The organism is Myxococcus sp. MxC21-1, from assembly GCF_032612255.1.
GTDB lineage: Bacteria > Myxococcota > Myxococcia > Myxococcales > Myxococcaceae > Myxococcus > Myxococcus virescens.
The window spans coordinates 5230083-5242391 of record NZ_CP123278.1 but is presented as its reverse complement, the minus strand read 5'-3'; the positions used below and the strand labels follow the sequence as shown (position 1 = coordinate 5242391).

The window sequence follows — 12309 nt, the reverse complement described above, 5'->3', positions numbered from 1 at the left end:
TTGTCCTCCGCGTCGAGGATGCCCACCAGGACCGTCTGGAGCTGCTCCAGCAGCCGCTCCATGGCCTCCACGCCGAGGCGCGGAGACTCGAAGTCCAGGTTCAGCATCAGCTGCTTGTCCGCATGCGCGGAGAGCGTCAGCGGATAGTTGGTGCGCTCCTGGGCGGTGACGTCGCGCACCTCCAGCGCGCCCGCGCCCTGCCGCACCGAGTCCTCCACGGGGTAGTTCTCGAAGACGACGAGGCTCTCGAAGAGCGGGGTGCCACGCGGCACGGGGCTCCAGCCCTGGACCTTCACCAGCGGCGCGTACTCGAACGGAGCTCGCTCCACCTGCCACGCCTGGAGCGCCTTCAGCCAGTCCACCACCTTGCTCTGGGCCGGCAGCGACACGCGGGCCGGCAGCGTGTTGATGAACAGGCCCACCATCTGCTCCACGCCGGGCAGCTCCGGCGGACGGCCCGCGACGGTGACGCCGAAGACAACGTCGTCCTGGCCCGCGTGACGTCCGAGCACCAGGGCCCAGGCTGCCTGGACCAGCGTGCTGAGCGTCACCTGGTGTCGCCGCGAGAAGGCGCGGAGCTGCTCCGTCACCTCGGCGGACACGTGGACCTTGCGCTCGCCCATGACCTGCGCAGCGGTGCGCGCCTGGCCTCCCGTTTCACCGGGGAGGGGCGTGGGCTCGCCGAAGCCTCGCAGTGCCTGCTTCCACCAGGTCTCCGCCTGCGAAATCTCCCGGCTCTGGAGCCAGGCGATGTAGTCGCGGAACATGGGCGGCTGTTCCAGACGCATTGGCTGCTGACGGAGCTGCGCGTCGTAGATGGCCAGCATCTCGTTGAGGACGCGGCCCACGCTCCAACCATCGAGCAGCAAGTGGTGGAAGCTCCACACCACGCGCCACGTCCGAACGCCCAGGCGCAGGACGCCCACGCGCATCAGCGGCGCCTGTTTCAAGTTGAAGCCGCGTGCCCGGTCCGCGTCCATCCAGGCCGACAGCCGGGTCTGCTGCTCCGGCCCGGACAGGTGGCTCCAGTCCTGCTCCTCCCACGGCAGCACGGACTTGCGGTTCACGAGCTGGAGCGGCGCTTCCAGTTCCTCACCCACGAAGCTGGTGCGGAGGATGGGGTAGCGCGCCATCACCTGCTGCCAGGCCTCGCGCAGCGCCTCGCGGTTGAGGTCCGCGTCCAGCGTCCACGCCGCGCGCTCGAAGTACATCCCCGAGCCCGGGTCGAGCATGGCGTGGAAGAGCATGCCCTGCTGCATGGGAGACAGCGGGTAGAGGTCCTCCATCTCCGGGTGTGACTGCATCAGGCCGTTCAGCGTGGCCTGCGTCACCTTCGCCAGCGGGAAGTCCACGGGGGAGAACCGCGTCGCGTCCTCGCCGCGCCGCTGATCCACCAAGGCCCGGAGCGCGTGGACGTAGCCCTGTGCCAGTGCGCCCACCGTGGTGCGCTGATGCAGCGCCTCGCTGTAGGTGAAGGACACCTCCAGCTTGCCGCCCAGGACGTGTGCATTCACCTCCAGCACCTGCCGCCGCTGGCCGAGCGCCCCCTGCTGCGCGCCGAAGGGCTCGTCCGCGGGCGCCAGCAGCGACGAGGTGGGCAGGGCTGAGTCGAGCTGGCCCAGGTAGTTGAAGGCAACCGGCGCTTCCGGCTGCGCACGGAGCCGGGTGCCTCGCTCGTCCTGGCGCAGGTAACGCACCAGCCCGTAGCCCAGGCCCTTGCGCGGCACCTGCCGCAAGGAATCACGCACGGCGCGGAGTTCGTCACCCACGCTGCCATCCCGGGGCAGCTCCAGCGTCACCGGGTAGGCGCTGGTGAACCAGCCCACGGTGCGGCTCAGGTCCACGCCGTCGAACAGGTCCTCGCGGCCGTGGCCTTCCAGTTGGACACGCAGCCGGCGCTGTCCCGTCCAGGTGGAGAGTGTCTGCGCGAGCGCCGTCAGCAGCACCTCGTCGATGCGGGCACGCCAGGCCGTCGGCACCTCCTGAAGCAGGAGCCGGGTCTCCTCGGCCTCCAACGCCACCGTCAACGTGCGCGCGGACGCCAAGGTGTTATCGCCGTCCGTGGTGTCCACGGGGAGCGGTGCCGTGTCTTCACCCTGGCTCAGCCAGTAGTCGGCCTCGTGCTCCAGCTCCGTGCTGGCCGCGAAGGACTCCAAGCGGCGAGCCCAGGCCTGGAAGGACGTCGTCTTCGGAGGCAGCGCCACCGGCTGCCCCTGGCTGAGCTGCTGGCACGCCGTCTCCAGGTCCATGAGCAGCACGCGCCAGGACACGGCATCCACCGCGAGGTGGTGGATGCCGAGCAGCAACCGGTCACCCCGCTGCGGACCCAGGTGGAAGCGCACGGCCGCCACCAGCGGAGCCTCCTCCAGCCGGAAGCCCGCCTGGGCACGCAGGCCTTCTTCCTCCAATGCGGCGCGCTGCGCGGCCTCGTCCAGTCCAGACAGGTCCACCTCGCGCAGCGTCACGGTGCTGTCGAGCCCCAGGCTCTCCTGACGCCAGCCGTCGGTGGTCCGTTCGAAGCGCAGGCGGAGCGCGTCATGGTGCGCGACCAGGGCCCGCAGTGCGTCCTGGAGAACGGACGCGGCGACGGGCTGACGCAGTCCCAGCAGCAGCGACTGGTTGTAGTGATGGAGGTGCGGGAGTTGCCACTCGAAGAACCAGTGCTGGATGGGCGTGAGCGGGACGGGGCCCGTCACCGGTCCCTGCTCGCTCTCCACCACCTGGGCCTGACCCACGTGCGGGGCCAAGGCGGCGATGGTCTGGTACTGGAAGAACTGACGGGGGCTGATGTGAAGCCCGGCCTCCAGCGCCCGCGCGATGACCTGGATGCTGATGATGGAGTCGCCACCCAGCTCGAAGAAGTTGTCGTGGATGCTGACGCGCTCGCGGGACAGCACCGTCGCCCAGATGTCCGCCAGCGTCTGCTCCACCGGGTTGCGAGGCGCGACGTGGACGTGCTCGCGCTTCACCTGCTCCTGCGCCAGCGAGGGCAGGGCCTTGCGGTCCACCTTGCCGCTGGGCGTCAGCGGCATGGCCTTCAGCATGATGAAGGCAGACGGCACCATGTACTCGGGAAGGCGTGACTCCAGGGCCCGGCGCAGGGCGTCCTGTTCGGGCGGTTGCTCCACATCGTCAGCGACGACGTAGGCCACCAGTTGCTTGCGGCCCGGTGCCTCCTTCCGTACCAGCACCGCGGCGTCCTGAACCTCCGGGTGCTCGGCCAGCGCCGCTTCGATTTCGCCCAGCTCGATGCGGAAGCCACGCAGCTTCACCTGGTGGTCCAGGCGGCCCAGGAACTCCAGCCGCCCTTCGGCCAGCCAGCGCACCCGGTCTCCCGTTCGGTACAGCCGTCCTCCGGGCTCCACCGTGAACGGGTCCGGCACGAAGCGCTCGGCGCTCAGGTCCGGCCGGCCCAGGTATCCGCGAGCGACGCCCGCGCCGCCGATGAACAGCTCACCCGGTACGCCCACGGGCACCGGCTGCATCTGGCCATCCAGCACGTAGAGCCGGACGTTGGCCCACGCACGGCCGATGCCCAGCCGGTCGGGGTCCACGGCCTCGTCCACCGAGGCGCAGATGGTCGCCTCGGTGGGGCCGTACGCGTTGATGAAGCGGCAGGACTTCAGCCACCGGCGCGCCAGCTCCGGCGAGCAGGCCTCGCCCGCGGAGACGACGGACTCCAGCTTCGGCAACGTCTCCGGCTCCAGCTGCACCAGCACTGACGGCGTCAGCGTGACGCCTGTTATCTCTTGCGTGGTCAACAGGCCCTGGAGCGGCGCGCCGGGCATGATGGCGTCCCGGGGAGCGAGGCAGAGCTGCGCGCCCGCGAGCAGCGTGGAGAACACCTCGCACACCGACGCGTCGAAGCCGAAGGCGGCGAACTGAAGCACGCGGCTCTTCTCGTGGACGCGGTGGGCCTGGATGGCGGCCAGCGCCGTGTTGCACAATCCCCGGTGCGTCAGCAGCGTGCCCTTGGGGCGACCCGTCGAGCCCGACGTGAAGATGATGTACGCGAGGTTGTCCTGGGACATCTCCACCGCGAGCGGCGTCTGCGGTTGGCTGGCGATGAGCGGCCAGTCCGTATCCAGGCAGACCAGCAGCCCAAGCGCGGGAAGCTCATCCGCCAGGTGCTCCTGCGTGACGAGCACTGGGATGGCCGCGTCGCGCATCATCAGCGTCAGCCGCTCCACCGGATACGACGGGTCCAGTGGCAGCCACGCGCCGCCGGCCTTGAGGATGCCCAGGATGCCCACCACCAGCTCCAGCGAGCGGTCCACGCACAGGCCCACGCGGACCTCGGGGCCCACGCCGGACGCCTTCAGGTGCCAGGCGAGCTGGTTCGCCCGCGCGTCCAGCTCGCGGTAGGTGAGCTGCCGTCCCTCGAAGGACACAGCCACCGCGTCTGGCGTCCGCGCCGCCTGTTGCTCGAAGACGTGATGCGCGCAGAGGCCCGGGCTTCGGGGCGTGGCGGTGGCGTTCCACGCCAGCAGCGACTGCTGCCGCTCCGCCTGGGACAGCAGCGGGAGGCGGGAGACGCGCTCGTCTGGAACGGCCAGGGCGCCCAGGAGCAGCTCACGCAGGTTGCCCATCATCCGGTCGATGGTGGCAGCGTCGAACAGGTCGGTGCTGTACTCGCACAGACACTCCAGGCCCTGCGCGGTCTCCGTGGCCACCCACGTCATGTCGAACTTGGCGGCGCCGGTGGTGCTGGTCTCCTCGCGCAGCGTCAGCCCGTCCAGGTGGAGGTCGGAGGAGGGGGCGTTCTGGAGGATGAGCTTCACCTGGAACAGCGGCGAGTAGCTGAGGTCGCGCTCCGGGTTGAGCGCCTTCACGAGTTCCTCGAAGGGGAGGTCCTGGTGCGCGTAGGCATCGAGCGCCACCCGCCGCGTCTGCGCCAGCAGGGCCCGGTAGCTGGGGTCCCCGCTCAGGTCGCCGCGCATGACGAGCTGGTTGACGAAGAAGCCGATGAGCCCTTCAGTGCCGGAGCGGTTGCGGTTGGCGATGTCCGTGCCGACGACGATGTCCGTCTCGCCGGTGTACCGGTGTATCAGCGCCTGGAAGGCCGCCATCACCGCCATGAACGGGGTGACGCTCTCCTTCCGGCAGAGCGCCTGCAACGCCTTGGCCGCGTCCACGGGCAGCAGCACGCCCTGGTGCGTGGCGCCGCGGAAGCTCTGCACGGGTGGCCGTGGACGGTCGGTGGGGAGGTCCAGGTTGGGCGGAGCCCCGGCGAGCCGCTGCTTCCAGTAGTCGAGCTGCCGTTCCAGCACGGGGCCCGACAGCCACTCCCGCTGCCACCGCGCGTAGTCCGCATACTGGACTGGCAGGGCGGCCAGCGGCGGCGGCTGGCCCGCGGACAGGGCGCCGTAGAGCTCGGCGACCTCGCGGACGAGCACTGACAGCGACCACCCGTCGGCGATGATGTGGTGCAGGGTCAGCAGCAGCAGGTGCTCCTGGTCATCCAGTTGGATGAGCCCCATCCGGCAGAGCGGGCCACGAGTCAGGTCGAAGGGACGGCGGGCCTCTTCGTCCGAAAGGCGGCGTGCTTCGACTTCACGGCGCTCCAGTGGAAGGCCGCGCAGGTCGGCGGTCTCCACCTTCGGTGCCGCGGGCGGGTGGATGACCTGGACGGGCGTCTGGCCATTCATCCGGAACGTCGTGCGCAGCGACTCGTGGCGGCGGATGAGCGCCTCCAGGCAGCGCTGCACGGTGTCTGGGTCCAACGCGCCCGTCAGCCGGATGACGGCGGGCATGTTGTAGAAGGGGCTGTCCGGCTCCATCTGGTACAGGAACCAGAGCCGCTGCTGTGCGAAGGACAGGGGCAGCTCGCCGTCGCGGGAGGAGGGCTGGAGCGGCGGGGGCGGTGCGTCACCGGCCTGCAGGGCCTGGAGCACCTGGACGCGCTCCGACAGCGTGGCGATGGTGGGCGCCTCGAAGAGCGCGGCGATGGGCAACTCCACGCCGAAGGCCTCGCGAATCCGCGACACCACGCGCGTGGCCAGCAGCGAGTGGCCGCCCAGGTCGAAGAAGTGGTCGTGGATGCCCGCCTGGTTCGTGCGCAGCACGTCCGACCAGATGCTGGCCATCAACTCCTCGGTGCCGTTTCGCGGCGTCGCGCGGGACTCGGAGGCGAGCAGGCCGTCGGGGACGGGCAGGGCCTTGCGGTCCACCTTGCCATTGGCCGTGAGCGGCAGGGCCTCCAGCGTGACCAGGGCGGCGGGCACCATGTGCTCGGGGAGCCGCTGCTGAAGGAAGGTGCGCACGCCGGCCGTATCCGCTGCCGTGTCCGTGTGCGGGATGACGTAGGCGGCCAGCCGCTGGTCCCCAGGGACGTCTTCGCGCACGATGACGACCGCGTCCCGCACGGACGCGTGCTGACGGAGGGTGGCTTCGATTTCGCCCAGCTCGATGCGATAGCCGCGCAGCTTCACCTGTCCATCACGGCGTCCGAGGAACTCCAGCGTGCCGTCCGGCAGGAAGCGGGCCTGGTCCCCCGTGCGGTAGAGGCGCTGTCCCGGACTCTGACCGAACGGGTCCGGCACGAAGCGCTCGGCCGTGAGGGCGGGGCGGCCCAGGTAGCCGCGCGCCACGCCGGTGCCTCCGATGTAAAGCTCGCCCGAGACACCCACGGGCACTGGCTGCATGCGCGCGTCCAGCACGTAGAGCGCCGTGTTGGCGATGGGGCGGCCGATGGGGACGACGCCGTCGGGCAACTCACCCGTGCTGACGTCATGGGTGGAGCAGCCGACCACCGTCTCCGTGGGGCCGTACTCGTTGATGATTCGGACCTGGGGCGCGTGCTTCCGCCAGAAGGCGACGGTGGAGGGCGGCAAGGCCTCGCCACCCACGACGAAGGTGCCAGTCAGCTCCGACAGCGCCTCCGGCGTCATGAGCCCGGACAGCACCTGGAGGTGAGCTGGCGTGAGCTTGACCAGGTCATGCCCTCGCGGCTGCTGGAGCGCGAGCGCGAGCGCTTCCACCTCTCGCCCCGACGGCACCAGGTGAACGGTTCCCCCCGCGAGCAGCGGCGTGAGGAGGCTGGTGATGGTGGCGTCGAACGCGATGGACGTGTGGACCAGCGAGCCCTGGCCCGGCTTCATCGCGTAGGCGTCCTGGGCCCACGTCAGGTAGTTGAGCAGCCCTCGCTGTGTGAGCAGCGTGCCCTTGGGCAGACCCGTGGAGCCCGAGGTGTAGATGACGTACGCCAGGGAGTCCCCAGAGGCGGTCGAAGCCGGTGCCTCCGTCGGCAACGTCGCCAGCCGGACTGCTTCCTGCTCCACCAGGAGCCGAGGTACGCTGGCGCCCGTGAACGTGGCCTCTTGCGTCTTCGTGGTGAGCAGCACCACGGCGCGCGAATCGGACAGCATGTAGGCCAGGCGCTCGGCGGGGTAGCTCGGGTCCAGCGGCAGGTAGGCCGCGCCGGCCTTGAGCGTTGCCAGCAGGCTGGTGACCAACTCGACGGAGCGGTCCAGGCCGAGCGCCACCACGCGCTCCGGGCTCGCGCCCAGCGACAGCAGATGATGCGCGAGCTGGTTGGCGCGCGTGTCCAGCTCCCGGTACGTCAGCGTCCGTTCGCCATCGACCACGGCGAGCGCATCCGGCGCGGCGGCGGCGCGAGCCTCGAAGTGGGAGAGGAACGTGGGCTCCATGGGCAGCGCGGTGGCGGTGTCGTTCCACTCCACCAGCATCCGGCGCTGCACGTCGGCGGGCAGCGGGCTGGAGGTGTGGTGCGGAGCCTCGGCCTCGAAGGCCAGCGCGTGGAGGACGCGCGCGAAGCACGCGCCAATCTGTTCCACCTGGGCGTGGTCCAGCTCGACGGCGTTGTAGTCCAGCTCCAGCGTGAGCTCCTGCGTGTGGGGCTCGGTCTGGAAGTGGACGGCGAGGGTGACGTTGGTGCCCTCTGAGCGGAGGGTGCTCAGCGCCTCCAGCTCCGCGAGCGTGCCCGCGATGTCGTGGAGGACGTGGAAGTGCATGTAGTTGAACATGACTTCGTAGAGCGTCTCGCGGCCCCACTGCCGCTGAATCTCCGCCATGGGGTAACGGCGGTACGGGTAGAGCGCGCGCTCCGCGTCGAAGGCTGCGCGGACCAGCGACAGCCAACTGCCCGGGACCAGCTTCAGGCGGAAGGGAACCGTGTTGAGGAAGATGCCGCGCAGCTTCGAGCCATCGCCTTCCTCGGGGCGGCTGTTGACGCCCGTGCCGGTGATGACGTCCTCCTGGCCACTCAGCACGCTCATCACCTTGAGGTGCGACGCGAGCAGGATGCTCTTGAAGGGCACGCCCGCGGTCCGCGTCAGGGCATTCAGGCCCTCACTCACTTCGGGGGAGATGGGCACCTTCACCGTGGCGATGCGCGGCTCACCCTCCGCCAGTGGACGGCGCCAGCGCGGCACGCGCATGACCTGTCCGCCCTCCAGCAGCTCGCGCCAGTAGCGTTGGTGGTCCTCGGACGCGAGGGCCTGCCGCTCCATGGCCACGAAGTCGCGGTAGGTGATGCTCAGCGGCTCGAAGCGCGGCGGCTCCTGGTGATTCACCAGCGCGTAGTAGTGGTTGAACATCTCCACCAGCGTGGAGTGGAGGCTCCAGCCGTCGATGATGGCGTGGCACTCCGTGAGCGTGAACTGGAAGTCCCGGTCACCACGGAGGTGGATGAAGAAGCGCAGCAGCGGCGGGCGCGCGAGGTCGAAGTGTTGCTGCTTCTCGTCCTCCAACAGCTTGCGGACCTCGGCGTCCTGCGCCTCGGTGGACAGGTGGCGGACGTCGGTGACCTCGACGGAGAGCTGGGCCTCGCGGTGCACCAGCTGCAACGGCTCGCTGTACGACGTCATGTCGAACGCCGTCCGCAGCACGGGCTGTCGTGCCGTCACCACCTGCACGGCTTCCACGAAGCGCGCGGCATCGAACGGTGCCTTCAGGCGCAGATGGAAGCTGTCCGTGTTGTGGTAGATGTTCGAGGTGGGCGCCAGCTCCATGTGGAAGAGCATTCCGGCCTGGATGCGGGCCAGTGGGTAGGCGTCCTCCACGCTTTCGGGCACCTTCGCCCGGTCCTCGGCGGAGATGAGGCTGAAGGGCTCGGTGCGCGGGAAGACCTCACGCGCGGGCTCCGCCTTCCCGGCGGCCTCCGCCAGCTCCGCCACCGTCTGGTGCTGGAAGAGCTGCTGCAACGAGAAGCGGATGTCCTGCTTCTGCGCCAGCGTGAGCACCTGGATGCTCAGGATGGAGTCGCCTCCCAGCGCGAAGAAGTTGTCATGGATGCCCACGCGCGGGACCTCCAGCACCTGCGCCCAGATGGCGCAGAGGGCTTCCTCCGCCTTTGTCCGGGGCGCGACGTACGGGTCGGCCAGGTCCGCGCGGGCGCCCTCGGGCTCTGGCAGGGCCTTGCGGTCCACCTTGCCGTTCGCCGTGAGCGGGAAGCGCTCCAGCATCACGAAGGCGCTGGGGACCATGTAGTCCGGCAGCTTGCCGAGCAGATGCTGGCGCAGCTCGTTGACGCTGGGCGGCGGCTGTTCGGACGACGCGACGTAGGCCACCAGGGACTTGTTCCCGGGCGAGCTCTCACGCACGAGCACCAGCGCCTCACGCACCGCCGGGTGCAGGCTGAGCACCGTCTGGATTTCGCCCAGCTCGATGCGGAAGCCGCGAATCTTCACCTGGTGGTCGATGCGGCCCAGGTACTCGAGCTGACCGTCCGCGGTGAAGCGCGCCAGGTCGCCCGTGCGGTAGAGCCGGGCACCGGGCTCGCGGCTGAACGGGTGGGGGACGAAGCGCTCCGCCGTGAGCTGCGGCCGGCCCAGGTAGCCACGTGCGAGGCCCGCGCCACCGACGAAGATTTCACCCGCCACGCCAATGGGCGCTGGCTCCAGCCGCGCGTCCAGCACGTAGAGCTGGAGGTCGGGAATCGCGACGCCAATGGGGCTCTGCTGCGTGCGCTCCGCCTCGGCGGCATCCATGGGACGGTAGGTGACGTGCACCGTCGTCTCGGTGATGCCGTACATGTTGATGAGCCGCGGCTGGGTGTCCCCGTGCTTGCGGAACCAGGGCACCAGCGTGGCTGGCTCCAGGGCCTCGCCGCCGAAGACGGCGTAGCGCAGCGACAGGGGCGGCGCCTCCGCGCCCAGGCGCTCCTCGGCCTGGATGAGCTGACGGAAGGCCGCGGGCGTCTGGTTCAGCACCGTGACGCGCTCATCGCTCAGCAAGCGGAAGAAGGCATCCGGCGAGCGCGAGACGAGGTAGGGCACCACCACCACCCGGCCGCCGTAGAGCAGGGCGCCCCAGAGCTCCCAGACGGAGAAGTCGAACGCGTATGAGTGGAACAGTGTCCACGCGTCGTTCTCGTTGAAGTGGAACCAGTGCTCCGTCGCCTCGAACAGGCGCATCACGTTGCCGTGCGGAAGCAGGGAACCCTTGGGCAGGCCGGTGGAGCCCGAGGTGTAGATGACGTACGCAAGCTGCTCCCGCGTCGTCGCGAGTCCGGGCGAGTGGGGGGGCTGCCGCGCCAGTTCCTCGGCGGCTTCATCCAGGATGAGCAGCGCCGCGCCCTCGGTGGGCAGGCGGTCGATGAGGGGCCGCTGCGTCACCACCAGTGACATCTGGCTGTCCGCCACCATGAAGGCCAGACGGTCCGCGGGATAGGTCGGGTCGAGCGGCACGTAGGCGGCTCCCGCCTTCAGGATGCCGAGGATGCCCACCACCGTGGCCAGGGAGCGCTCCACGCAGAGGCCCACCAATCCATCGGGCTGGACGCCACGCGCGATCAGCGCATGGGCCAGTTGGTTGGCCCGTCGGTCCAGCTCCGCGTAGGTGAGTCGCTCTCCATCGGCGACCACGGCGATGGCGTCGGGGCGCTGGCGCACCTGGGCCTCGAAGCGGCCGTGCAGGGTGTCCGTGCCCGGGAAGGACTTCAGCGTGGGCCAGACATCGAGGAGCTGGTGCCGCTCGGGCGACGTGAGCAACGGCAGCGCGTCCAGGCGCAGCGCCGCGTTGGCCGCGACGCCCGCGAGCAGCGTCTGGAAGTGCCCCGCGAAGCGCTCCATGGTCGCGCGGTCGAAGAGGTCACTGTTGTACTCGACGAAGCCGCGCAGGCCGTCCGGGGTCTCCTGGAGGTCCAGCGTCACGTCGAACTTCGACGTCCCCGGTTGCAGGTCCAACTGCTGGATGGTGACGCCGGGCAGGGCCAGCGCCTGGCCCGCCGTGCCCTGGAAATTGAACGCGGCCTGGAACAGCGGCGTGTAGGCCAGGTTGCGGGCGGGTTGCACCGCCTCCACCAGCTTCTCGAACGGGATGTCCTGGTGCGCATAGGCGCCCAGCGTCGCCTCCCGCACGCGCTGGAGCAGCTCGCGGAAGGACGGGTTGCCGGACAGGTCCGCGCGCAGCACCAGCGTATTGACGAAAAAGCCGATGAGGCTCTCCGTCTGGACCCGGTTGCGGCTGTTTTGCGGCGCGCCGACCAGGATGTCCGTCTGGTGCGTGTAGCGCGACAGCAGGGCCTGGAACGCGGCCAGCACCGTCATGAAGAGGGTGGCGTTCTCACGCTGGCCCACCTGCTGGAGCGCCTGCACCAGCGCGGTCGGCAGGTGCAGGGGCAGGGCGTCCCCGCGCTGCGTCTGGACGGCGGGGCGCGGACGGTCCGTGGGGAGCTGCAACACGGGCGCGCCCGCGAGCTGCTGCTTCCAGTACGCCACGTGCGCGTCGAGCGCGCCTTCTGTCGCCATCCACTCGCGCTGCCACTCCGCGTAGTCCGCGTACTGGATGGGCAGCTCGGGCAGCTCCGGCTCTCGCTGGGTGATGAACGCGCCGTAGAGCTGCGTCATCTCGTGGATGAGGATGCCCAGCGACGCCCCGTCCGAGATGATGTGGTGCATCGTCAGCACCAGGACGTGGTCGGTGTCCGCCAGCCGCAGCAACCGCGTGCGCAGCAGCGGGCCCTTCATCAGGTCGAAGGGTTGGCGAATCTCCTCGGTGGCGAGCCGCCGTGCTTCCGCCTCGCGCCCGTCCCGCGGCAGTGACGACAGGTCGGTGACGGCGAAGGACGCGGTGCCTTCGGGCGCGACGACCTGAACCGGCTGGCCCTCTTCCTGCGCGAAGGTGGTGCGGAGCGATTCGTGCCGTTCCACCAGGACGTCGAAGGCGCGCTGGAGCGCGGCCGTGTCGAGCGTGCCGCCGAGCCGGACCGCGCCAGCGATGTGGTAGCTCGGGTTCTCCGGCTGCATCAGATGGAGGAACCACAGCCGCTGCTGCGCGAAGGAGACGGGGAAGACGAAGGATTCAGCGGTCATGTCTGGGTGAGAACCGGCTGGCGAAGAATTGAGG

1 pseudogene is annotated in these 12309 nt (G+C 69.8%); it reads right to left on the bottom strand.

From position 1 onward, the window contains the following. Positions 1-14 precede the first annotated feature (14 nt). A pseudogene (locus QEG98_RS23315) lies at positions 15-12209 on the bottom strand (amino acid adenylation domain-containing protein); the annotation flags it as partial. Positions 12210-12309 lie beyond the last annotated feature (100 nt).